General features: G+C 68.6%; 23 protein-coding genes, 2 tRNA genes and 1 other RNA gene. 12 read left to right on the plus strand and 14 right to left on the minus strand.

Annotated features, from left to right (window positions below; genetic code table 11):
• Window positions 1–16: 16 nt before the first annotated feature.
• Genes ABIE51_RS13990 through ABIE51_RS14000 form a run of 3 tightly spaced genes read left to right on the plus strand, consistent with a single transcriptional unit; the run spans window position 17 to window position 3,412 of the window.
• Entirely contained in the window at window positions 17–967 is a 951-nt protein-coding gene (locus tag ABIE51_RS13990; RefSeq protein ID WP_502913334.1) for a DUF58 domain-containing protein, read from the plus strand.
• Window positions 960–2,930: a transglutaminase TgpA family protein gene (locus ABIE51_RS13995; protein ID WP_192631184.1), complete on the plus strand. Its 1,971-nt coding sequence runs from the start codon at window positions 960–962 to the stop codon at window positions 2,928–2,930. Before ABIE51_RS13990 ends, ABIE51_RS13995 begins: the two co-directional genes overlap by 8 nt.
• Entirely contained in the window at window positions 2,927–3,412 is a 486-nt protein-coding gene (locus tag ABIE51_RS14000; RefSeq protein WP_115842953.1) for a Slp family lipoprotein, read from the plus strand. The genes ABIE51_RS13995 and ABIE51_RS14000 overlap by 4 nt, the downstream gene beginning before the upstream one ends.
• An 81-nt stretch (window positions 3,413–3,493) precedes the next feature.
• On the opposite strand, the gene ABIE51_RS14005 is transcribed toward ABIE51_RS14000, so the two are convergent.
• The 4 genes from ABIE51_RS14005 to dnaX form a co-directional block, all read right to left on the minus strand.
• The gene (locus ABIE51_RS14005) at window positions 3,494–3,844 is read right to left on the minus strand and encodes a histidine triad nucleotide-binding protein (RefSeq protein ID WP_115842952.1); all 351 of its coding nucleotides are present in this window, start codon (window positions 3,842–3,844) and stop codon (window positions 3,494–3,496) included.
• Window positions 3,845–3,916: 72 nt separating this feature from the next.
• Window positions 3,917–4,516: a recombination mediator RecR gene (recR, locus tag ABIE51_RS14010; protein ID WP_192631185.1), complete on the minus strand. Its 600-nt coding sequence runs from the start codon at window positions 4,514–4,516 to the stop codon at window positions 3,917–3,919.
• Between the two features lie 61 nt (window positions 4,517–4,577).
• A complete protein-coding gene (locus ABIE51_RS14015) occupies window positions 4,578–4,898 on the minus strand; it encodes a YbaB/EbfC family nucleoid-associated protein (RefSeq protein ID WP_115842950.1) in 321 nt (106 codons plus the stop codon).
• 68 nt (window positions 4,899–4,966) lie between these two features.
• Window positions 4,967–6,865, minus strand: a complete 1,899-nt coding sequence (gene dnaX, locus ABIE51_RS14020; protein WP_192631186.1) for a DNA polymerase III subunit gamma/tau — start codon at window positions 6,863–6,865, stop codon at window positions 4,967–4,969.
• Between the two features lie 145 nt (window positions 6,866–7,010).
• On the opposite strand from dnaX, the gene ABIE51_RS14025 reads away from it, so the two are divergent.
• Window positions 7,011–7,103, plus strand: a tRNA-Ser gene (locus tag ABIE51_RS14025).
• Window positions 7,104–7,159: 56 nt separating this feature from the next.
• An RNA gene (gene ffs / locus ABIE51_RS14030) (signal recognition particle sRNA small type) lies at window positions 7,160–7,256 on the plus strand.
• A 317-nt stretch (window positions 7,257–7,573) separates the two neighbouring features.
• On the opposite strand, the gene ABIE51_RS14035 is transcribed toward ffs, so the two are convergent.
• From ABIE51_RS14035 to ABIE51_RS14065, 7 genes are all read right to left on the minus strand, one after another.
• The gene (locus ABIE51_RS14035) at window positions 7,574–8,581 is read right to left on the minus strand and encodes a YncE family protein (RefSeq protein ID WP_354504332.1); all 1,008 of its coding nucleotides are present in this window, start codon (window positions 8,579–8,581) and stop codon (window positions 7,574–7,576) included.
• A 25-nt stretch (window positions 8,582–8,606) separates the two neighbouring features.
• Window positions 8,607–9,032, minus strand: a complete 426-nt coding sequence (locus tag ABIE51_RS14040) for a molybdenum cofactor biosynthesis protein MoaE (RefSeq protein WP_192631187.1) — start codon at window positions 9,030–9,032, stop codon at window positions 8,607–8,609.
• 65 nt (window positions 9,033–9,097) lie between these two features.
• Complete coding sequence (locus ABIE51_RS14045) at window positions 9,098–9,340, minus strand: MoaD/ThiS family protein (RefSeq protein ID WP_192631188.1); 243 nt, start codon at window positions 9,338–9,340, stop codon at window positions 9,098–9,100.
• The gene (moaC, locus tag ABIE51_RS14050; RefSeq protein WP_192631189.1) at window positions 9,337–9,825 is read right to left on the minus strand and encodes a cyclic pyranopterin monophosphate synthase MoaC; all 489 of its coding nucleotides are present in this window, start codon (window positions 9,823–9,825) and stop codon (window positions 9,337–9,339) included. Before moaC ends, ABIE51_RS14045 begins: the two co-directional genes overlap by 4 nt.
• A gap of 305 nt (window positions 9,826–10,130) precedes the next feature.
• The gene (moaA, locus tag ABIE51_RS14055) at window positions 10,131–11,159 is read right to left on the minus strand and encodes a GTP 3',8-cyclase MoaA (protein WP_192631190.1); all 1,029 of its coding nucleotides are present in this window, start codon (window positions 11,157–11,159) and stop codon (window positions 10,131–10,133) included.
• On the minus strand, window positions 11,156–11,914 hold the full coding sequence (locus ABIE51_RS14060) for an MBL fold metallo-hydrolase (protein ID WP_192631191.1): 759 nt from the start codon (window positions 11,912–11,914) through the stop codon (window positions 11,156–11,158). The genes moaA and ABIE51_RS14060 overlap by 4 nt, the downstream gene beginning before the upstream one ends.
• Window position 11,915: 1 nt before the next feature.
• Complete coding sequence (locus ABIE51_RS14065) at window positions 11,916–12,665, minus strand: 3-deoxy-D-manno-octulosonic acid kinase (protein ID WP_192631192.1); 750 nt, start codon at window positions 12,663–12,665, stop codon at window positions 11,916–11,918.
• A 22-nt stretch (window positions 12,666–12,687) separates the two neighbouring features.
• Here ABIE51_RS14065 and ABIE51_RS14070 point away from each other — a divergent pair, with 22 nt between their 5' ends.
• Both ABIE51_RS14070 and ABIE51_RS14075 read left to right on the plus strand, forming a co-directional pair.
• Window positions 12,688–13,791: a glycosyltransferase family 9 protein gene (locus ABIE51_RS14070; RefSeq protein WP_354504339.1), complete on the plus strand. Its 1,104-nt coding sequence runs from the start codon at window positions 12,688–12,690 to the stop codon at window positions 13,789–13,791.
• Window positions 13,791–14,141, plus strand: coding sequence for a hypothetical protein (locus tag ABIE51_RS14075; RefSeq protein ID WP_192631194.1), 351 nt, complete (start codon window positions 13,791–13,793; stop codon window positions 14,139–14,141). Before ABIE51_RS14070 ends, ABIE51_RS14075 begins: the two co-directional genes overlap by 1 nt.
• Window positions 14,142–14,400: 259 nt before the next feature.
• Here ABIE51_RS14075 and ABIE51_RS14080 read toward each other — a convergent pair.
• A tRNA-Ser gene (locus ABIE51_RS14080) sits at window positions 14,401–14,491 on the minus strand.
• A gap of 98 nt (window positions 14,492–14,589) precedes the next feature.
• Here ABIE51_RS14080 and ABIE51_RS14085 point away from each other — a divergent pair.
• Both ABIE51_RS14085 and ABIE51_RS14090 read left to right on the plus strand, forming a co-directional pair.
• The gene (locus ABIE51_RS14085) at window positions 14,590–14,997 is read left to right on the plus strand and encodes a DUF6165 family protein (RefSeq protein ID WP_192631195.1); all 408 of its coding nucleotides are present in this window, start codon (window positions 14,590–14,592) and stop codon (window positions 14,995–14,997) included.
• Between the two features lie 216 nt (window positions 14,998–15,213).
• Complete coding sequence (locus ABIE51_RS14090) at window positions 15,214–15,918, plus strand: PP2C family protein-serine/threonine phosphatase (protein WP_115842940.1); 705 nt, start codon at window positions 15,214–15,216, stop codon at window positions 15,916–15,918.
• 166 nt (window positions 15,919–16,084) lie between these two features.
• Here the strand turns inward: ABIE51_RS14090 and dnaQ are convergent, their stop codons facing one another.
• On the minus strand, window positions 16,085–16,825 hold the full coding sequence (gene dnaQ / locus ABIE51_RS14095; protein WP_192631196.1) for a DNA polymerase III subunit epsilon: 741 nt from the start codon (window positions 16,823–16,825) through the stop codon (window positions 16,085–16,087).
• Between the two features lie 29 nt (window positions 16,826–16,854).
• Window positions 16,855–17,340, minus strand: coding sequence for a ribonuclease HI (rnhA, locus tag ABIE51_RS14100; RefSeq protein ID WP_115842939.1), 486 nt, complete (start codon window positions 17,338–17,340; stop codon window positions 16,855–16,857).
• Between the two features lie 794 nt (window positions 17,341–18,134).
• On the opposite strand from rnhA, the gene gloB reads away from it, so the two are divergent.
• The 3 genes from gloB to ABIE51_RS14115 all read left to right on the plus strand — a co-directional run bounded on the left by gloB (window position 18,135) and on the right by ABIE51_RS14115 (window position 21,100).
• Window positions 18,135–18,902: a hydroxyacylglutathione hydrolase gene (gene gloB / locus ABIE51_RS14105; protein WP_192631197.1), complete on the plus strand. Its 768-nt coding sequence runs from the start codon at window positions 18,135–18,137 to the stop codon at window positions 18,900–18,902.
• On the plus strand, window positions 18,899–20,164 hold the full coding sequence (locus ABIE51_RS14110; RefSeq protein ID WP_192631198.1) for a lytic transglycosylase domain-containing protein: 1,266 nt from the start codon (window positions 18,899–18,901) through the stop codon (window positions 20,162–20,164). The genes gloB and ABIE51_RS14110 overlap by 4 nt, the downstream gene beginning before the upstream one ends.
• Window positions 20,165–20,305: 141 nt before the next feature.
• Complete coding sequence (locus ABIE51_RS14115) at window positions 20,306–21,100, plus strand: enoyl-ACP reductase FabI (protein ID WP_115842935.1); 795 nt, start codon at window positions 20,306–20,308, stop codon at window positions 21,098–21,100.
• Window positions 21,101–21,179: the final 79 nt, after the last annotated feature.

Here is a 21,179-nt window from a genome sequence, read left to right on the forward strand (position 1 = left end):
TGCACGGCGCCTGTACCTGCGCGCCCACGCGATCGCGATGGTGTTCACCCGGCCGCGCGATCCCGAACCACTGCCCGCGCGCCTGGACCGGCGCCGCATCTACGTGCTGCCCACGCGCTTCGGTCTGTTCTACGCCGTCGCGTTGGTCACGATGCTGGTGGGTGCGTTGAACTACAACAACAATCCGGCGTTGCTGCTCGGCCTGCTGCTCGCCGGTGCGGGACTCGCTAGCCTGCTCGCGGCGCAGATGCAGCTGTCGGACCTCCAGCTGATTGCCGCCGACGCCGAACCCGTCGCGGCCGGAACGCCGCTCGAACTGCGCCTGCATGCGCGTGCCGAACCTGGCCGGCTGCGTCGCGGACTGCGCGTGGACGACGATGGCACGTTCGACGCGGAGCCCTCCGTCCTCAACCTCGACAAGGGCGCGGGTGACGCGCAACTGCTGCTGCCGACCGAACAACGCGGCTGGTTCGACGTGCCGAAGCTCCGGCTTTCCACGACGCGCCCGCTGGGCCTGGCGCGCGCATGGGCCTACGTGTGGCCCGAGACGCCGCTGCTGGTCTACCCCACGCCGGAGCCGCATGGCCCGCCGCTTCCGGGCGGCCGCGGCGAAAGCGCTCAGGCGCGGCTGCATCCGGCGGGCGACGACGTGCACCACCTGCGCAGCTATCGCACGGGCGACGCCCCGCGGACGATCGCGTGGAAAACCTCCGCCCGTCGCGATGCGCTGATCGTGCGCGAATTCGAACAGCCGCTGGGCTCTGAGATCGTGCTCGACTGGCACGCGACCTCGGGACTTGCGTACGAGGGAAGGATTTCTCGCCTGGCGCGCTGGATCGATGAAGCCGAACGCGAAGGCCGCCGTTACCGGCTGCAACTGCCCGGCCAGCCGGCCGTCGGGCCCGACCGCGGACCAGTGCACCGCCATGCCTGCCTGCGCGCCCTGGCGTTGATGCCACATGTCTAAACAAGCGCCGCTGCCGCTGGACGACCGCACCCGCCGCTGGGCGCTCTGGAGCACCGGCGCCTGCCTGCTGCCGCTGTTGCTGCAATTGCCCGCGCAACTGGCTGGCGGCATCGCGGCCAGTGCCATTGCCGTCGTCGCCCTTTCGTGGCGTAGGCCGATGCCCAGCCTGTTGCGCGTGCTGGTCGCGCTGGCCCTGATCGCGCTCGTCCTTGGGCTCAGCCGCTTCTCGGTGGGGCGCGACACCGGCTGCGCGCTGCTGGCGGCGATGCTCGCGGTGAAGCCGGCCGAAACCTTCAACCTCCGGGATGGGCGCAGCCTGATGGGCTTCGCGTTGTTCGCGCCCTTCGCGACGTTCCTGCTCGATCAGGGACCCGTGTCGCTCGCGCTCGCGCTGGGCGCGGTGCTGCTGGTGCTGGCGACACTGCAACGCATGGCGGAGCTCGAATCCGGCGACGTGCGGCCCATGGGCCCTTCGCAGCGGCTGAAGGGCATCGCACGCCTGCTTGCGGTGGGACTTCCGATCGCGCTGGCGGCGTTCTGGCTGTTCCCGCGCATGGCCTCGCCGATCTGGGGCATTCCCGAGCGCGCCATGGCGCGCACCGGGCTATCGGACCGCATGAGTCCAGGCGACTGGATCGACCTGATGACCGACGACACGCCTGCGTTGCGCGTGCGTTTCTTCGGCGCGACGCCGCCGACGTCGCAGATGTACTGGCGTGGGCCGGTGTTGTGGGATTTCGACGGGCGCACGTGGACGCAGCCGCGTTGGCGTCCGGGCGAGGCACGGCCCCAGGTCGAATCCGGTGACGTGCGCTGGGATTACGAAATGGAGGTCGAACCCACCGATGGGCGTCAGCTCGTGGCGCTCGATCTGCCGCTGGGGCAGCCCGATGGCACGCACCTGGATCCCGACCACGTGCTGCAGGCGTTCCGGCCGATGGTCGGGATCAGCCGCTGGCGCCTGCAGTCCGCGCCGCCGGAACGGTATGAAGCCGATCTGGCCGCCGCCGTGCGTCGGCATGCGCTGAGCCTGCCGGAGGGGTTCAACCCACGCACGCTTGCCCTCGCCCGTCAGTGGCGCGCCGAAGCCGGGACCGGCAACGATGCGGCCATCGTCGACCGCGCGCTGACGTGGATCCAACGCGAATTCGCGTACACGCTGGAAACGCCGTTGCTCGGCCGCCATACGGTCGACGAATTCCTGTTCGACCAGAAGGCGGGCTTCTGCGAGCACTTCAGTTCGTCCTTCGTCGTACTGATGCGTGCGGCCGGAATTCCGGCGCGCGTGGTCACCGGCTACACCGGCGGGTATCGAAATCCGCTCGGCGACTACTGGCTCGTGCGGCGTTCCGATGCGCACGCCTGGGCGGAAGTCTGGCTGCGCGGCCGCGGCTGGGTGCGCGTCGACCCGACCGCCGCGGTGGCGCCGGAGCGCATCTACGACACGCTCGATTCGCGCGCTGCCGCCGAATCCGGGCTGCAGGGCGTGCGGTCGCTCTACGACGTCACCGACTGGATGCGCCGCGGCTGGAACGACCTGGTGGTGTCGTTCGACGCACAACGCCAGGAACGACTGCTCAGCCCGCTCGGCGTCGATCGCGTGGACTGGCGCACACTCACCGCGTTGCTGGTGGGCGCGATGACGCTCGGCCTGCTCTGGATGGTGTGGTTCAGCCGGCGCAGCGAACGCGAACGCGATCCGGTGCTGCGCGCATGGCATCGCCTTGGACGCCGCTATCGCCGCTTCGGGCTCGAGCGGTCGCCCAGCGAGGCGGCATCGACCTGGGTGTCGCGCGTCGCCGCCGCGCGTCCGGACTTGGCCGTGGAACTGAACGTGCTCAGCCAACGTTTCAACGATTGGCGGTACGCTGATGCCCAAACGGGGGGACGTTCGGCTCGCGCCTTGGCCAAGGCGCTGCGCGCGCATCGCCCGCCCGCGACTTCTCCAGGAGAACGCCGATGAACGTCCGTCTCGTCCTACTCGCATTGGGCGCCGCGCTGCTGAGCGCGTGCGTCTCGGCGCCGCAGCCGCTGCAGGGCGCCTATAACCCGATCACCCCGCGCGAGGCGGCTGCGTCCGACTCCACCGGCGCCTCGGTGCGCTGGGGCGGGCGCATCGTCAGCGTCGAGCCGCAGCAGAACCGCACCTGCTTCGAGATGATCTCCACCAACCTCAACGAATCGGCGCGCCCGTACTGGGGCAGCGACGACACCGGCGGCCGTTTCCTCGCCTGCCGCACCGGTTTCTACGATCCGGCGGTGTTCGAGAAGAACCGCGAAGTGACCTTCGTCGGACGCGTTGCGGGTTACGAGAATCGCCGCATCGGTGGGTACGACTACCGCTTCCCGCGCGTGGAGGCCGACGTGGTCTACCTGTGGCCGGTGCGCGAAACCGTCGATGTCGTGCAGTACCCGGCGCCGTGGCCGTGGTGGGGCTGGTGGTGATCGCCAGCGCGTTCGCTTGATGAAAAAGCCCGCCGGAAGGCGGGCTTTTTCATGCGGCGCATCGCGTGGTCGACGGCAACTTCACCGCGGCGTGCCGAACCGCCCGAGCTGCGCGCCAGCCAGCAGATGCAGGTGGATCTGGAACACCGTTTGCCCGCCGTTGCCGTTGCAGTTCATGACGATGCGGTAGCCGTCCTCGGCGAAGCCTTCCCGTTTCGCGTATTCCGCCGCGGCATGCGCGAGTCGGCCGACGATCGAGGCCTGGTCTTCCTTCAGATCGTTGAGCGTGGCGATGTCGGTCTTCGGCACGAACAGCACGTGCACCGGCGCCTGCGGCGCGATGTCGCGGAACGCGATCAGGTGATCGTCTTCGAAGACGACGTCGGCCGGGATTTCGCGGCGGATGATCTTGTGGAAGATGGTCTCGGACATGGGCGCGCTCCTTGCGGGGCGAGAGTTGCGGATGAGGGCTTCGATGATGCCGCAATCGTTGCGAAGGTGCCGCTAATCCGCGACCTCGGTGCGACTGCCGAAGGCGTGCGACAGCGTGCCGCGGTCCACGTATTCCAGTTCGCCGCCCAGCGGGACGCCGTGTGCGAGGCGGCTCGGGCGTACGCCGTGCTGGCGTGCCAGCTGCGCGAGGTAATGCGCCGTCGCTTCGCCTTCCACGGTGGGATTGGTCGCGATGATCAGCTCCTGGACCTCGCCCTCGGCCAGGCGCGCGGCGAGCGTGTCGAGCCCCAATTCGCGCGGGCCGATGCCATCCAGCGGCGACAACCGCCCCTGCAGCACGAAATACAGGCCGCGAAAGCCCGTGGCCTGTTCGATCGCCAGCCGATCCGCCGGCGATTCCACCGCGCACAGCTGGTGCGCGTCGCGGGAAGCGCTGGCGCAGGTCGCGCACACCGGCGTTTCGCTGAAATCGCGGCAACGCGCGCAATGGCCGATCTTTTCGACCGCTTCGGCGAGCGCGACCGACAGCCGCTGGCCGCCCGCCCGCTCGCGTTCGAGCAGGTGGTAGGCCATGCGTTGCGCGGATTTCTGACCGACGCCAGGCAGCACGCGCAGCGCGTCGATCAGTTGTTCGAGCAGAGAGGAAGTCATGCGTTGCGCATGCGGCCGTTCGCGCCAGCGCGGGCCGGCGGCCGGACGGCAGCCAGCATCATCAGAACGGCATCTTCATGCCCGGCGGAATCGGCATGCCGGCGGTGGCGGCCGACATCTTCGCCTGCGACTCGGCATTGACCTTGTTCACGGCGTCGTTGAACGCGGCGGCGATGAGGTCCTCGACCATTTCCTGGTCGGACAGCACGCTCGGATCGATGCGCACCTTGCGGCACTCCATGCGGCCGGTGATGGTCACGCTGACCATGCCGCCGCCGGCGTTGCCGGTGACTTCCAGCTTGCCGAGTTCCTCCTGGGCGCGCTGGACGTTTTCCTGCATCTTCTGCGCCTGCTGCATCAGTTGGGCGATGTTTCCACGCATGTTCGTTCTCGTGTTCAAGTGGGGGCGTTGTGCCGCGACTCGCATGAGCGCGGCGGGTGTGTTTCGACTCAGTTCTCGTCGTACGGACGGATCGAATCCGGCACGACCTTCGCGCCGTGTTGCGAAATCAGGCGCTGCACGTCGGGATCGCTCATGAAATTGGCTTCGGCATTGGCCTGCCGTTCGTCGCGCGCGCGCTCGTTGCGTTCGCGCAGCGATTCGGCCGGTCGCGACGCCTCGACGAAACGGATCTGCGGCGTGACGCCCAGCGCCGGCGCGAGCGCCTCGGCGACCAGGTTCACCGTCATCGCATTGCTGCGCAGCAGATCGTCGTCCGCCGACAGCGACAGGCTCAGCACGCCATCGGCGTACCCGACGAAGCCAGCGTGTTCGGCCAGCACGCGCGCGGGGCCGCGCAGGTTCGAATTCGCGACCAGCGAATGCCAGGCATCGGCGTCCGCGATGCCGGCGTCGTGGACGAAGCCGGGACGCGGCGCGGGCGGCGCGCTCTGGGCCGTAGCCGGCGCTGCCGGCGCGGGCGGAGCGACAGGCTGCGGCGCGCGAACCGGTTCGCGCGGAATGTCGCGGGCGACCGCCGTTTCGCGCGGGACCTCCCACGGCGGAGAGTCTTCGATCGACGCTTGCGGTGGGCGCGACGCGTCGCGGACCGGCGCGGCCTCACGCGCCGGCGGTGCTTCCCGCGCAGCCGGCGGTGCAGGTCGCGCGGACGGCGTCGCATCGGCGAACGGATTCGGCGGCGGCGTGCGCGGCGTGGACGCCGGCCCCTGCGGAGCCGCCGACGCGGTGCTGCGCACCGGCTCGCGGCTCGCGCCGGGCGATGACGACGCGGCGCGCGCGCCCTCGCCTTCGGCCGGACGGAACGCGAGCATGCGCAGCAGGCTCATCTCGAAACCGGCGCGCGGGCTCGGCGCGAGCGCCAGGTCACGGCGGCCGTTGAGCGCCATCTGGTACCACAGCTGCACGACTTCCGGCCGCAGCTTCCCCGCCAGGGCGTCGACGTCGACGCCGTCGGCCTCGACTTCCGCCCCGGGCACCAGCTGGCGCACCTGCACGCGATGCAGCGCGTCGCTGAAGGCGTCGAGCACGCCGCCCCACTCGGGCGAGAATTCGGCCAGCGTCGCCACTTCGGCCAGCAGCCGCTCGCCATCGCCATCAGCCAACGCGGTGAGCAGCGCGCCGACGCGGGTGCGATCGACCGTACCCAGCATGGCGGCCACGCCGGCGTCGGCGAGCACACCGCCGTCGGCGCCCGCGCTGGCACCGGTGTAGGCGATGGCCTGGTCGAGCAGCGACAGGCCGTCGCGCAGGCTGCCGTCGGCGGCTTTGGCGAGCTGGCGGATCGCGCCGGGCTCGGCGGCAATGCCCTCGGCTTCGAGGATCCGCGTCATCTGGCCGTTGATCTGCTGCTCGTCCAGCCGCTTCAGGTTGAACTGCAGGCAGCGCGACAGCACGGTCACCGGCAGCTTCTGCGGGTCGGTCGTGGCCAGCAGGAACTTCACGTGACCCGGCGGCTCCTCCAGCGTCTTCAGCAGCGCGTTGAACGCCGACTTGGACAGCATGTGGACTTCGTCGATCAGGTAGACCTTCACCCGGCCGCGGCTGGGCATGTACTGGGCGTTGTCGATGACCTCGCGCACGTCGTCCACGCCGGTGTTGCTGGCCGCGTCGATCTCGAGCAGGTCGATGAACCGGCCAGCATCGATGTCGCGGCAGGCCGCGCATTCGCCGCAGGGTTCGGCCGAGGTGCCGCGCTCGCAGTTGAGCGACTTGGCGAAGATGCGGGCGATGGTGGTCTTGCCGACGCCGCGCGTTCCGGTGAACAGGAAGGCGTGGTGGACGCGGCCCGTGTCGAGCGCGTTGCTGAGGGCGCGGACCACGTGCTCCTGCCCGACCAGCTCGGCGAAGCGCTTCGGACGCCACTTACGGGCGAGGACAAGATAGGACATGCCCTCATTCTGCCACGCCGCATCGCATCGACTGCGACCGTGAAGGCGTCGCTTGTCCATGCCGGGCCTGGCAGCTAGAATTCACGGCCCTGGAGTGCACCCCTGACCTGGCCCAGCGCCGCGTTCAGGCCTCTCCCGGAAAAACGGAGAGGTGTCCGAGTGGTTGAAGGAGCACGCCTGGAAAGTGTGTAAGCGTCTAAACCGCGCTTCGGGGGTTCGAATCCCCCTCTCTCCGCCAGATTCGATAAAGCCCCGCTGACGGCGGGGCTTTTGATGCAAGTCTCTATGGTGGCCCCGTCGGCCCCTCGCGACGCTAGGTCGAAAACCCCGCCAGGGCCGGAAGGCAGCAACGGTATCGACTGATGCGGGTGCCGAGGTCAGCCGGCGGGGTCATCGCCATTTCTCATGCTGCGCATTCGAAATCCCAAGATTCGCTGGGCGAATCTTGGGCCCCGGCTATGTGCTCCCGATCCCCGCCCCTGCCGGGGCGCCCCCTTACCAAGGGGGCTCTTGGGTCCGGACGTCACCGCTGACGTTGCGCATCGGCTAGTCGATGCCCCTAAAGAGCCCGTCATCCCGGCGAAAGCCGGGATCCAGGCCCGCACCGCACGGGCACTCCCAACGGGGTAAACGAAGCTCACCGTCGTTCCAGCAAAAGCTGGAATCCATGTTGATCTTAAAACGGCGCAAGCACGAAACGCGCTCGCCCTACTCCACGATCCCCAGCGCGTCCGGCTCGCGGCCGGTCTTCCAGTGATCGACGACCTTCCACTGCGCGGTGTCGATCACCGCGATCTCGTCGCCCCCGCTGACGGCGGCGTACACGCGCGGCTGCTTCGGATCTGCAATCACGCCGATCGGCAACGCCGCGCGGCCGAGCATGGTTTCGCGGTATTCGACGTCCGGACGCGAGAGCGCCACGGTATGCGTGACGGCGTACTTGTCGGTGTCGATGACCGACAGCGTCGCGGCACCGGCGTTGGTCACCAGCGCATGTCGATTGTCGGCAGTGAAGACGACGCGGATGGGAAAGCCCTCGCTCGCGATGGTGTGGCGGATCGCCAGCGTCTTCGGGTCGTGCACCGTCACGGTGCCGGCTTCGCGATTGCTGACCCACACTTCACCGGTGCCCGGATGCACGCCAACGCCTTCCGCGCCCGCACCGGCAGGCACTTCATGCGTCTTCGTACGCGTGACCAGATCGACGCAACTGACGGTGCCGGCATCGATCTTGGTGACGAAAGCGGTCTTTCCATCGCCCGACACTGCCACCATGTGGCCGCGGCCGTCGCCGAGGTCGATCGCATGCTCGACGCGGCCGTTCGCCACATCCACCAGCAGTAGCTTGCGCGAGGCTTCGGTCGTGACCACCGCGCGCTTGCCATCGGGCAGCAGGCGCATGCCGTGCGGCTTGCCGTTCTCGCCCAGGTCGATCGTGCGCGTGCTGCCGGGCTTGTTGAAGTCGAGCACGGTGATGCTGCGGCCCGGCGTCGCCGCGCCGTAATTGCTGACAAGGGCGAAGCGGTTGTCGCGACTCACGACGATTTCGTGCGGGCCCTGCCCGGTCGCGAATTCGCCCACCCGCGTGCCGTCCTTCGTCGAAAGCCGCCACACCGTGTCGGCGGACTTGTTGCCGACCAGCAGGTCGCCGGCGGATGCGGACGCGGCGGCCAGCATCGCGGCGACGGAAAGCGGAATCACGAAATCGCGAATCACGACGTTTCTCCGTGGGAAGGGTGTTTCAGGGCTTCGTATCGGGATGCAGCCAGCCGGCGTCGCCTTCGGCGTAACGCTCGTGTTTCCAGATCGGCACGCGCGCCTTCACCTCGTCGATGATGTAGCGGCAGGCGGCGAAGGCGGCATCGCGATGCGCGGCGCTCACACCCACCCAGACGGCCATCTCGCCGATCACCAGGTCGCCGACGCGGTGCACGCAGCGCGCGTCGAGGATGTCGAACTTCGCGCAGGCCTCGTGGAGCACCTTCTCGCCTTCGGCTTCGGCGAGCGCGGCATAGGCTTCGTAGCGCAGGCCCAGCACGTCACGGCCTTCATTATGGTTGCGCACCCAACCTTCGAAGCTGGCGTAGCCGCCGACGCGGTCGTCGAGCAGTTCGACGCGCAGCGTCGCGGTATCGATGGGGGTTTGCGCGAGCGAGAAACGGGTCATGGGGAGATCGTGGCACTCGGGGTGTGCAGGGGGTTTTTCGAGCTGGACGCAGCGGCTCGGGCCGCTCACCCCCCACTGACCGGCGGAATGAAGGCGACCTCGCTGCCATCCTGAGCCACATCGCTCCAGCGGGCGAACGCGCCATCCACCGCGACGCGCAGACGCTCCACCGGAAGTGCAAAACCGTGGCGCTCGCGCAATGCAACGTACAGCGCGCGCAGGTCGCCGTCGAACTCGACGCGTTCAGAGTCGATGCCCGCCGCATCGCGCAGGCTCGCGAAATACAACACCGTCACCTGCGTCATCACATCGCTCCGAAATCGTGCTTGCCGCCGCGCTTGCCGAGCAGTTTCGCCGGGCCCAGCACGATGCGGTGCGACAGCGCCTTGCACATGTCGTAGACGGTGAGCGCGGCGACGGTCGCGCCGGTCAGCGCTTCCATTTCGACACCGGTGCGATGCGTGGTCTTCACTGCACAATCGATGCGTAGTGACGACTCGCCATCCCATTCGATGGCGATGCGACACCCGTCGATGGGCAGCGGATGGCAGAACGGAATCAGTTCGTGCGTGCGCTTCACCGCCATGGTGCCGGCGACGATCGCCGTTTCGACGATACCGCCCTTGGCGCTCTTCAGGCCGGTCGCACGCAACTGGCGCGCGACGTCGACGGGAAAGCGGACGCGGCATTGGGCATGCGCCTCGCGCTTCGTCGTTTCCTTCGCGGAGACGTCGACCATTGCGGGACGGCCCTTCGGGTCGATGTGCGTGAGGGTTTTCGCGGGCTTTTTCATGCGGGTATTTTGGGGGTGGGGGCGGTGGGATGCACGTTGCGGGCTGAGTCGCCTTCGCAAGGCATTGGCTTCGGCAGCGTCGGTTCGGCCGTCCGTGGCGGCACGTGGCCGGCTCCGGATCGCCCTGCCCGTCCATCCATGGCCGGGCATTCGGCAGGCCTTGCGGCAGTGCCGCGCGGCTCACACCTCAACTAGCGTGTCCATGCCATCCATGGCGGCGCGCACCACCTTCGGGTCGCCCTGCCCGACCATCCATGGCCGGGCGTTCGCGCACGCGCGGACCAGTGGTCCGCAAGCGCGTACGCTCACCCACCAATAAGAAACATCTCTACGTGCTTGCGCGACGCCCCGACGCCGCCGCGCATCTCGCTGTAACGATCGCCACGGCGCGTCCATATCGTCGATACGCGCTCGCGCAGGGCGTCGACGCCCTGCGACAGCGCGGGACGAAGATCGTGTCCATCGCCGGCGAACAGGCAGGTGTAAAGGCGGCCGTCGGCGGAGACCCGGGCTCGATGGCAATCGCCGCAGAACGGCGCGCTCACCGAACTCACGAAGCCGACTTCGCCCTGCCCGTCCTCGAACGCGTACCGCGATGCCACTTCGCCCCGGTAATTCGCTTCCAGCGCGCGCAGCGGCCAGCGCGCGGCGATGCGGTCGCGCAGTTCCGCCGATGGCACCACGCGATCGCGCGACCAGTCGTTGCAGGTGCCCACGTCCATGAACTCGATGAAGCGCACGACGTGGCCCGTGCCGCGGAAATGCGACACCAGCGGCAGCACCTGGTCGTCGTTGATGCCGCGCTCGACGACGCAGTTGATCTTGATCGATTCGAAGCCGGCCGCGCGTGCCGCTTCCAGCCCAGCCAGGACGTCGGACAGTTCGCCGCGGCCGCCGGTCATGTCGCGGAACCGCGCGGGATTCATCGCGTCGAGGCTCACCGTGATGCGTCCCAGCCCCGCTTCGCGCAATGCGCGTGCCTGCGCGGCGAGCAGCGAGCCATTCGTGGTGAGCGCGATGTCGTCCAGGCCGGGAATGCGCGCCAGCCGCTGGATCAGCGACGGCAGGTTCTTCCGAAGCAGCGGCTCGCCGCCGGTGAGGCGCAGCTTGTTCACGCCCAGCTGCGCGAAGCCACGCACCAGCGTTTCGATCTCGTCGAACGACAGGCGCGTCGCCGAATCGAAACCGTAGTCGTCCGGCAAGCGATCGGCCGGCATGCAGTACGGGCAGCGGAAATTGCAGGCTTCGATCACCGACAGCCGCAGGTCGCGCAGCGGGCGCCCGCGCACGTCGAGCGGCATCGTGGCGGTCAGCGGTTGCGAAGCGGCGTTCATGCCGGTTCCGTGCGCACCGCTGACGGTTCGTGCAACGCGACGACCTGGCCGGGATGGGCCACGCGGTAACCGCGCGCGGCGAGTATCTCGCCTTCCTCGCGATTGCCGTAGTGATACAGCAGGCAGCGGCCGAGCAGCGCAGCGGAATACTCGCGCTCCAGATCCTCGATGCCGCTGTGCGAAGGATTGCCGTGCAGCGCGCAGTCGTGCGCGACGAGTTCGCCGGCGTCGGCGTAGCGCGCGAGCATTTCCGGGATCGGGCGGGTGTCGCCCGTCCACACCATGCTGCCGTGCAGGCGCAGGCCGAACGCGGTTTCCGGCCAGTGATGGCGCGTCGGGAACACTTCCAGCCGCACGCCGTCGTGCCAGAACGATCCGCCGACGGGGATCACCTGGAAGGCATCCCAGAAGTTCACGCCGCCTTCGGCGAGCGCATTGGGATAGTCGCCCACGCGCTGGTGCAGCAGCGGCACCACCGGCGCCGGCACGTACAGCTTCACGCGGCCACGGCGCGCATCGTCGAAATAGCTGCTGACGAACAGGCGCTCGAAGCCCGCCACGTGGTCCAGGTGGGTATGCGTGACGAACAGCGCGCGCGGCATGTCGCCGTAGTAAGCCTGGTATGCGGTGAGGCCTTCGCCGCCGCAGTCGATCGTCAGCCACGGCGCGCCGTCGCGCTCGATGGTCGCCATCGCCGAGCCGAGCTCGACCGCCGACGCATTGCCGACGCCATGAAGACGCAGTTGCCACGTCATCTCAGTAGCCTCGTTCCCAGGCCCGATCGTACGCCGCGCGCAGGCGCGCGTAATCGCGCTCGACGTCCGGGACCGTGCGTTTCCCGCGCAGCTTCAGCAGCGAGCGCTTGAGCCGCGCGAGGTTGCGTTCGCGCCAGCCGGTGGCGGGAATACGGACGCGACCGCGGTCGAGATCGATGATCCAGCCTCGCCCGGTCGTGGTGAACAACAGGTTGTGGGCGTTGAGGTCGGCGTGATCGAGCCCCGCGCGATGGGCGCGTGCGATCAGCCGGCCAGCTTCCTCCCACGGCGCGCCATCGCCGGCGACGGCGGCGCGGTCGGCCAGCGAGCGCACGTCGTCGAGGCGTTCGAGCAGGATCGCGGCGCGGTAAAACAGGCCGTCGCGGCGGTAGCACGCGGCGATGGGCCGGGGCACGGGCACGCCCTTCTCGGCCATCGCGCGGGTCAGGCGGAACTCGGCGAAACTGCGCGTGCTGGCCGCGCCGTGCCACCAGTAACGATCGCGGCTGACCTTCGCCACCATGCCGCCGCGCAGGTAGCGCCGCAACAGGGCCGGACCGAACGGCGCGTCGACGAACCATGCGCCGCCGCGACCGCCGCTTTCCACCGGGCGCGCGCGTTGCTGCCAGAACGACGGCATGAACCAGTCCGGGCTTGCTTGCCGCACCCGGTTACGGTCGAACAGAATGGCTCCGTACCCGCTGTCGTCGCGGAACGGCGTCAACTCTTCGGCAGCATCGAACCCCGTCATTGCCCGGAGTCTAGCAATTCACGTGTCCGCTGCCTCCTCCAGCGCGCCTCCCGCGCCCGCTTCGATCTGCCTGCTCCGCCTGTCCGCCCTGGGCGACGTGACCCACGTCGTGCCGCTGGTGCGCACGCTCCAGGCGGCATGGCCGCACGTGCGGCTGACGTGGGTGATCGGCAAGGGCGAGCACCGCCTGCTTGCCGGCCTGCCCGGCGTGGACTTCGTCGAGTACGACAAGAAGACCGGCGTGGCCGGCATGCGCGCACTGCGTGGCGAATTGCGCGAACGCCTCGGCGCCGCGAAGCGCTTCGACGTGCTCCTGCAGATGCAGGTCGCCGCACGCGCGAACCTGTTGTCGGCCTTCATTCCGGCGCGCAGGCGCGTGGGCTACGACCGCTCGCGTTCGAAGGACCTGCATGGCGTCTTCATCAACGAGCGCATCCCCGACCGCCCCGGCATCCACGTGCTCGACGCCATCGGCAGCTTCTGCGAGCCGCTGGGCCTGCGTCAGGAGCGCGTGATCTGGGACCTTCCCGTGCCGGACGACGCGCGCGAATGGGCGCGTGCGCAGTGGCCGCAGGACGATGTGCCGACCTTGCTCATTTCACCCTGCTCGAGCCACGTCCTGCGCAACTGGCCCGCCGACCGGTTGGCCGCCGTCGCGGATCATGCCGCCGAGCGCGGCTGGCGCGTCGTGCTGTGCGGCGGGCGAAGCGACCTCGAACGTGCAACCGGCGATGCGATCCTTTCGGCGATGGCGCATCCCGCGCTGGACCTGATCGGCAAGGACACGCTCAAGCAATTGCCGGCGCTGCTCGAACGCGGTCAGTTGCTGATGACGCCCGACTCCGGGCCGATGCACATCGCCAATGCGATGGGCACCAAGGTGCTGGGCCTGCATGCGGCGAGCAATCCCGCGCGCAGCGGGCCCTACAGCGACCGTCGCTACTGCGTGGACCGCTATGACGACGCCGCACGCAGATACCTGGGCAAGCCTGCTTCCGAACTGCGCTGGGGCACGAAGATCGAGCATGCCGGCGTGATGGACCTGATCACCGTCGACGACGCCATCGCCGCGTTCAAACGCTACTGCGCCGATCATCCGATCGTCAGTTCGCAGGAGAACCCGTGATGGCTGCCTGGTTCACCGTCGTCGCGCCGCTGCTGCCGGAGCTCATCCGCGCCGCGCGCCCCATGTTCACGCGCAGCCGCGAGCCGTCGCAGATTCCGCAGCAGATCCGCGAACTGCAGGACGCGGTCGATCGCAACGACCAGGCGATCCGCACCCTGGCCAGCGAGATGGAGCAGACGCGGTCGGCATTGAAGCAGGCGTCCGCGCAACTCGAATCGACGCTGGTCGACCTTCGCCGCCAGCAGGTCGAACAGGACCGCCGACTGCAGGTCATGCAGTGGGTAACGGGCGTGGCGGTGACGGCTGCTGTGCTGGCGTTTGGGCTTGCCGCGTACGCGCTGGCGCGTTGACGCGAGTGTTGCGGATTGCAGTCCGCATTCGTCCGTGATGAGCAAGCGACTGCGGGTTCACGCAGCCCTGCGAACTGATGCAGGGATGGACTCGCGCCATCCATGGCGCTCGCCTTCCGGCGCTACGCGCCTCCAGGCAACCTCCGGTTGTCCAAATCGGCAGTCCTGCCGATTTGTCGAACCGAGGGTCCTCATCACGTCCTCCCTCTCCGCAACGCAAAAGAAGACGCCCCCTTTCGGGGGCGTCTTCTTTTTTGTCTGGCGGAGAGGGAGGGATTCGAACCCTCGGTACGCTATAAACGTACGCCTGATTTCGAGTCAGGTACATTCAACCACTCTGCCACCTCTCCGGGTGCAGTGAGCCGGCAATTCTACGGGGACGACGTGCGTCCGGCAAGCGGTCCGAAAGCCCGGCTACACTGTAGTCCCCTGAATGAACGGCCTCGTCATGTCCGAAATCCTCGTCCCGGTCTCCTTTGGCGAACTGCTCGACAAGATCGCGATCCTGCAGATCAAGTCCGAGCGCATGAGCGATCCGGCCAAGCTGGAGAACGTCCGCAACGAGCTGTCCGCGCTGGAGAAGACGTGGATGGCGCATCCGGCCGCCGGCAAGGACATCGCCCGCCTGCGCGCCGACCTCAAGGCGGTCAACGAGCGCCTGTGGGTCATCGAGGACGACATCCGCATCAAGGAGAAGGCGCAGGCCTTCGACGACGAGTTCGTCCGCCTGGCCCGCAGCGTCTACTTCGAGAACGACGAACGCGCGCGGATCAAGAAGGAGATCAACCTTGCGCTGGGCTCGGCCTACGTCGAGGAGAAGTCCTACCAGGACTACCGGACCGGCAACACGCCGTAAGCGCGTACGTGTTCGGCTCCCGGTGCAACGCCGGGGGCCGCAAGCAGCAGGACGTCCGTTCCCGGTAGATCGCCGTATTTCGGCGCCGCACGACGGTCCGCCGCCTTTGCCCAGTCCGTCGGCAACGAGAACCTTAATCGCGCTCCTTGCCACCCGGCCGCTGCGCCCCGATGATTCCGTTACCGCCTGAAAGACCGCCGCCGAATCAACGGACGCATGATCGAATTCGGACACCTCACGCACGTCGGCCTGCGCCGCGAGCTCAATGAAGACACCTACTACGGTGACGGCGAGCTCGGCCTGTGGCTGGTGGCCGACGGCATGGGCGGTCATGAATACGGCGAAGTCGCAAGCGCCCTGGCTCGCGAGACCATCGTGCGCGAGATCCGCGACGGCACGCCGCTCGCGCAGGCGATCCGCATCGCCGACGAGGAAATCATCCGCACCTCCAAGCGGCGCAACGACGCGCTGCCGATGGGCACGACCGTCGTCGCCGCGCGCATCACCGGCAACCGCTTCGAGGTGGCCTGGGTCGGCGACAGCCGCGTCTACCTGTGGCGCGAAGGCAACCTCGCGCAGTTGTCGCAGGACCACAGCTACGTGCAGGAGCTGATCGCCAACGGCGCGATCACGCAGGAGCAGGCACGCAGCCATCCGCACCGCAACGTCGTGACGCAGGCGCTAGGCGTGACCGATCCGCGCAACCTCAACGTCGAGACCATGACCGGGGAGCTCAAGCCCGGCATGCAGTTGCTGCTGTGCAGCGACGGTCTGACCGAGGAAGTGGACGATCGCGGCATCGCGCGCGTGCTGGCGCAGTCAGACTGCAGCGCGCAGGAATGCGTCGACACGCTGGTGGCCGCGGCGCTGGACGGCGGCGGCTCGGACAACGTCACCGTGATCCTGGTGCGGCATCACTGAAGGCCGCTGGGCCTTCAGGTCTCGCCCGTTTCGAAGATCAGGATGGATTCCAGTCTTCGCTGGAATGGCGGGACGTCTTGCTGAAGGGCGCCCGGCCTGGGTCCCGGCGTGCGCCGGGATGACGCTCGGCGAGCGCGGCCCGCGTAGTCGCCGATGACCACGGCGACTAGGCCGTCGCCAGTTCCGGCTCCGCGACGGCCTCGACCACGGTGAACTGGTCCCACACCGCTTTGCCCGCCTTCTTGCGCAGCTTCTCCAGTCGCGCGTCATGCGCGGCCTGTTCCTCGACGCTGATCTGCACGCGCGGACGGGCGACGTTCGGATCGACGCGGAACTGCGACGTATCGACCGCGCTCGCCGCGGCCTCGACCGCGAAGCCGATTTCCTCCTGCCCGGAGGTCAGCGCGAGATAGACGTCGCCCAGGATCTGGGCGTCGAGCAGCGCGCCGTGCAGCTGGCGATGCGAGTTGTCCACGCCCAGGCGCTTGCAGAGCGCGTCGAGCGAATTGCGCTGGCCGGGGAAACGCTGGCGCGCGAGCAGCAGCGTGTCCTCGACGCGGCATCGATCGGTGATGCGGCCGTACTGCTCGCCGAGCCGGCGCAGTTCGTTGTCCAGGAAGCCCAGGTCGAACGCCGCGTTGTGGATGATCAACTCGGCGCCGTCGATGAAGGCGAGGAATTCCTCGGCCACCTGCTCGAACACGGGTTTGTCGGCGAGGAATTCGAGCGTCAGCCCCGTCACTTCCTGCGCGCCCTGCTCGAAATCGCAGTCCGGCTTGAGGTAGACGTGGAAGGTGCGCCCGCTCGGGCGGCGCTCGATGTATTCGACGCAGCCGATTTCGACCACGCGGTTGCCGCGCTCCCAGCTCAGGCCGGTGGTTTCGGTGTCGAGGATGATCTGCCGCATCGGCTGCATTCTCACAGGTTGGTTCGGGATTAGCGCACGGTGGCGCTGGCGCGGAACTGCTGCGCCTGGAGGCGCGCGAGGACGTCGACGCGTTCGTTGTCCGGATCGCCGGAATGGCCCTTCACCCACTTCCACTCGACGCGATGGCGCAGCGTCGCGGTGTGCAGGCGCTCCCAGAGGTCGCGGTTCTTCACCGGCTCGCCGGCGGCGGTCTTCCAGCCGCGGCGGACCCAGTTGTTGATCCACTCGGTGATGCCCTTGCGCACGTACTGCGAGTCGGTGTGCAGCAGGACGCTGCACGGTTCGCTCAGCGACTCCAGCGCCATGATCGCGCCCATCAGCTCCATGCGGTTGTTGGTGGTGTCGGCCTCGCCGCCGGACAGTTCGCGTTCGTGGCCGCGATAGCGAAGCAGCGCGGCCCAGCCGCCGGGACCGGGATTGCCGAGGCACGCGCCGTCGGTGTGGGCTTCGATGTGCTTGGGGGAAGGTGCGGACGTCGGGTCGGGCGAATTCATGGATCCATTATCGCCGGCTCGCGTCGCACGAGGTGGGATCGCGTGCCCGCCTGCCATCGCAATCCACGCAGCGGCTTGGGCGGGATCAACGCATGCACGCGCTTGTTGACCGTGAGCGCGACACCCGCGCGCAGGCGATCGGACGCGCCGACGCCCACTTCGCCATGCGCCACGCGCCAGTGCGGCCCGAGCCACTGCAGGCTGACGGTATCGGAGGCGAAACCCCGCCCGCCGCAACGCGGATTGCCACACGCCCGGATCGCGCGCGCGAAGTCCGGTGCGGGCCCAGCGCAGGCGGTACGGACTCCACGGATTGAGCACCGCCAGCCACAGCGTGCCGCCCGGCGCGAGGACGCGGGCGCATTCGTCCAGCAGCGGATCGATCGGAACCTCGTCGTCCAGCGCGTGCTGGAGCAGCACCGCGCCGAGCGCTTCGCTCGCCACGGGCAAGGGCAGGCGGCAGCGCACGGCGCCGTGGAAGCCCAGGCCGAAACGTCGAAGCAGCAGTCCGCGGCCGCCGACTTCCGGCGCCGGCGCACCGTCCACGCCGAGCCAGCCCCAGGCCGCCGCGGGGCAACTCGCGAGCACGCGGAGCATCGCCGCTTCCTCGACCGCGAGCAGTCCCTGGCCCGCCTCGCTGCTGAACCAGCCGAGCGCAGATCCGGATGTCTCCGATTGACGCGGTGGGTGGGCGGCGGGCATGGTCGGGCCGGCTTTTCTCCGGGCGCCCCAGGGCGCCGACTCCCCGATTGTGCGGCAGGACCGGCCGATCGGGGGCATTCCACGGACTGACGATGCACCTCACGCCCCTGCCCGCCCTGAGCGACAACTACATCTGGACGCTCGCCGCCGACGATGGCGCGCGGGCGCTGATCGTCGACCCGAGCGAAGCCGGGCCCGTCTTCGCGGCCGCCGACGCCGGGCTGCATCCGGCCGGGGTCCTGCTCACCCACCACCACGGCGACCATATCGGTGGCGTGCCGGCGTTGCTGGAACGCTGGCCGGGGCTGCCGGTCTTCGCGCCGGACGACGACCGCATCCCGGCGAGCTATCGACGCGTGGCCGATGGCGAGGCGATCGATGTTGCGGGCTGGCATTTCGACGTCCTTGCCGTCCCGGGCCATACGCGAAGCCACGTCGCCTACCACGGGCATGGCCTGCTTTTTTGCGGGGACACCCTGTTCAGCCTCGGCTGTGGGCGGATGTTCGAAGGCACCGCCGAGCAGATGCACGCGTCCCTGTCCCGGCTGGCCGCCCTTCCCCCCGCGACGCGGGTGTGTTGCGGACATGAGTACACGCTCGCAAACGCGGCCTTCGCCCGCGTGGTAGAACCCGGCAACCCGGCGCTCCAGCGCCGCTTCGAGGAGGCCACGGCCATGCGCGCGACCGGACGACCCACCCTTCCCAGCACCCTGGCCGACGAACTGGCCACCAATCCTTTCCTGCGCGTGGACCGCCCCGAGGTGCGCGCCAGCTTGGCGCGCGAGACCGGCTGTGCCGCGGCCAACGACGTGGACGCATTCGCCGCACTGCGGCGCTGGAAGGACGGATTCACCGCATGACCGGCGCCGATCGATGGCGTCGCCGGCTGGGCGCGTTCTGCCTGGCCGCCTTCACGGCCCTGCCGGTCGTCGCGCAGGAGGCCCCGGATGAGCCGCAGTCGGCTGCAGACAGCAAGACAGCAACGCCGGAAACGCAGCCCGACCCGCGCACCCGTAACGGCCTGGAGATCTACAACAGCTTCCGCGAGGGCCTCGCCGAGCCCGAATGCGATGCCGATGCGACGTCGACGCGCTGGCGCCAGCACTTCGCCCACGTGCCGCGCCGGCTCGCCGCCGGCGACGACGACGTCCTGCCGCTGTTCGGCTACGTCGTCGATGCCCTGCGCGAAAGCCACGTCCCGACCGAGTTCGCGCTAATCCCCTTCGTCGAGAGCGGTTATCGACCCGGCGCACGCAGCGCCGCCGGTCCGGCCGGCCTGTGGCAGATGATCGCGATCACCGCGCGCAACCACGGCGTGCCGATCCGAAAGGGCTACGACGGCCGGTTGTCGCCGATCGATTCCACCCAGGCGGCCGTTCGCTACCTGAAGACGCTGCACGGCATGTTCGGCGGCGACTGGCGACTGGCCGTGATGGCCTACAACGCCGGCGAATACCGCGTGCTGGGCGCGCTCAAGCGCAGCGGGCAGAACATTCGCGACGTGCAGCTCGACAAGCTCGTCGGCCTGCCGGACATCACCGTCGCCTACGTGCGCAAGCTGCACGCGCTGTCGTGCCTGATCGAGCAGGCCGACGATCGCGCCGAGTGGATGACCGCGCTCGACCGCCCCGTCCCGCGTTTGCAGGCGGTGACGCTGCCGAAAGACGTCAAGCGTCTGGATCAGTGGGCGGCCCGCACCGGGCAGACCACCGCGCAGCTGCAGCGCTGGAATCCGGTTTACGCGGAGGGCCGGATCGTGCCGGCCAGCGGTTCAACCGCGCACGTGCTCGCCGTCGCCGACCGCACCGATGCGCGCGTCGCGGAGGCTGGCGACGAGGCGAAGGTCGACTTCCCCGCCGATATCGCCAGTTCGGTGTCGATGTCCGAATCCACGACGCCGACACCGTTGACGCAGACAGCATCGACCGCTGCGCGTCGCCACACCGTCGCCAGGGGCGAAAGCGCGTGGACGATCGCACGTCGATACCGGATCACCGTCGCCGAACTGATGCGGCGCAACGGTCTGGCGCTGAAGGCCGTCTTGAAGCCGGGCCAGTCGCTGCTCATCGACGCGCTCGAATCGCCAACGGGCGCGTTGCCGACGGCGACCGGTTCGCCCTGACCGGCCAGCCCTCCACGGCGAGCCCTTCCACATACGCCGGCGCATCGCGGCAACGCGGCGCCGGCTGCGGCTAAACTGCGTTTTTGGGCCGCCGCATGGTGGCCGTCCCCACCGCATCGGCATCAAAGAAGGAATCGGCTCATGGGTTTTCTGCAAGGCAAGCGTGCACTGATCACCGGCATCGCCAGCGAGCGTTCGATCGCCAGCGGCATCGCCGAGGCCATGCACCGCGAGGGCGCGGAACTGGCGTTCACCTACCAGAACGAGAAGCTGAAATCGCGCGTGCAGTCGGCCGCGTCCGAGTACGGCAGCGACATCGTGATCCCGCTGGACGTGAGCGACGATGCGCAGATCGCAGCGTGCTTCGAGCAGCTCGGCCAGCGCTGGAACGACGGCTTCGACATCCTCGTGCACGCCATCGCCTTCGCGCCGCGCGAAGCCATCGCCGGTGAGTTCCTCGACGGCATGACGCGCGAGAACTTCGCCATCGCGCACGACGTGTCGGCCTACTCGCTCTCGGCGCTGGCGAAGGCCGCGCGCCCGATGATGAAGGGCCGCAACGGTTCGATCGTCACGCTGAGCTACCTCGGCGCCGAACGCGCACTCGCCAACTACAACCTGATGGGCGTGGCGAAGGCCAGCCTGGAAGCGTCGGTCCGTTACCTCGCCCTCAACCTCGGCCCGGAAGGCACGCGCGTCAACGCGATCTCTGCGGGCCCGATCAAGACCCTCGCCGCCGCGGGCATCGCGGGCTTCCGCAAGATCCTCGGCCACGTCGAAGAGAACGCGCCGCTGCGCCGCACGGTCACGATCGAGGACGTCGGCAACGTAGCCGCATTCCTGTGCTCGGACCTCGCCGCAGGCGTGACGGGTGAAGTGACCTACGTCGATGCGGGCTACAACATCCTCGGCATGACGGGCATCCACGGCGAATAACGCCGCGGGATCGCCAAACAGAAAGCCCGGCCATGCCGGGCTTTCTTGTGGTCGCCGACCGAGGGGAGCGATCACTCCG

It is taken from the genome of Lysobacter sp. OAE881, assembly GCF_040546665.1.
Taxonomy (GTDB): domain Bacteria; phylum Pseudomonadota; class Gammaproteobacteria; order Xanthomonadales; family Xanthomonadaceae; genus Lysobacter_J; species Lysobacter_J soli.

What these genes read in the sequence shown, in the direction of transcription:
- ABIE51_RS14085 (WP_192631195.1), top strand. Translation starts at nt 14,590, where the DNA reads ATGTCCGAAATCCTCGTCCCGGTCTCCTTTGGCGAACTGCTCGACAAG.
- rnhA (WP_115842939.1), bottom strand. Translation starts at nt 17,340, where the DNA reads ATGAATTCGCCCGACCCGACGTCCGCACCTTCCCCCAAGCACATCGAA.
- moaA (WP_192631190.1), bottom strand. Translation starts at nt 11,159, where the DNA reads ATGAACGCCGCTTCGCAACCGCTGACCGCCACGATGCCGCTCGACGTG.
- recR (WP_192631185.1), bottom strand. Translation starts at nt 4,516, where the DNA reads ATGACTTCCTCTCTGCTCGAACAACTGATCGACGCGCTGCGCGTGCTG.
- ABIE51_RS14000 (WP_115842953.1), top strand. Translation starts at nt 2,927, where the DNA reads ATGAACGTCCGTCTCGTCCTACTCGCATTGGGCGCCGCGCTGCTGAGC.
- ABIE51_RS14015 (WP_115842950.1), bottom strand. Translation starts at nt 4,898, where the DNA reads ATGCGTGGAAACATCGCCCAACTGATGCAGCAGGCGCAGAAGATGCAG.
- ABIE51_RS14110 (WP_192631198.1), top strand. Translation starts at nt 18,899, where the DNA reads ATGACCGGCGCCGATCGATGGCGTCGCCGGCTGGGCGCGTTCTGCCTG.
- ABIE51_RS14060 (WP_192631191.1), bottom strand. Translation starts at nt 11,914, where the DNA reads ATGACGTGGCAACTGCGTCTTCATGGCGTCGGCAATGCGTCGGCGGTC.
- gloB (WP_192631197.1), top strand. Translation starts at nt 18,135, where the DNA reads ATGCACCTCACGCCCCTGCCCGCCCTGAGCGACAACTACATCTGGACG.
- ABIE51_RS14115 (WP_115842935.1), top strand. Translation starts at nt 20,306, where the DNA reads ATGGGTTTTCTGCAAGGCAAGCGTGCACTGATCACCGGCATCGCCAGC.
- dnaX (WP_192631186.1), bottom strand. Translation starts at nt 6,865, where the DNA reads ATGTCCTATCTTGTCCTCGCCCGTAAGTGGCGTCCGAAGCGCTTCGCC.
- ABIE51_RS14090 (WP_115842940.1), top strand. Translation starts at nt 15,214, where the DNA reads ATGATCGAATTCGGACACCTCACGCACGTCGGCCTGCGCCGCGAGCTC.
- ABIE51_RS14075 (WP_192631194.1), top strand. Translation starts at nt 13,791, where the DNA reads ATGGCTGCCTGGTTCACCGTCGTCGCGCCGCTGCTGCCGGAGCTCATC.
- ABIE51_RS13995 (WP_192631184.1), top strand. Translation starts at nt 960, where the DNA reads ATGTCTAAACAAGCGCCGCTGCCGCTGGACGACCGCACCCGCCGCTGG.
- ABIE51_RS14005 (WP_115842952.1), bottom strand. Translation starts at nt 3,844, where the DNA reads ATGTCCGAGACCATCTTCCACAAGATCATCCGCCGCGAAATCCCGGCC.
- moaC (WP_192631189.1), bottom strand. Translation starts at nt 9,825, where the DNA reads ATGAAAAAGCCCGCGAAAACCCTCACGCACATCGACCCGAAGGGCCGT.
- ABIE51_RS14040 (WP_192631187.1), bottom strand. Translation starts at nt 9,032, where the DNA reads ATGACCCGTTTCTCGCTCGCGCAAACCCCCATCGATACCGCGACGCTG.
- dnaQ (WP_192631196.1), bottom strand. Translation starts at nt 16,825, where the DNA reads ATGCGGCAGATCATCCTCGACACCGAAACCACCGGCCTGAGCTGGGAG.
- ABIE51_RS14065 (WP_192631192.1), bottom strand. Translation starts at nt 12,665, where the DNA reads ATGACGGGGTTCGATGCTGCCGAAGAGTTGACGCCGTTCCGCGACGAC.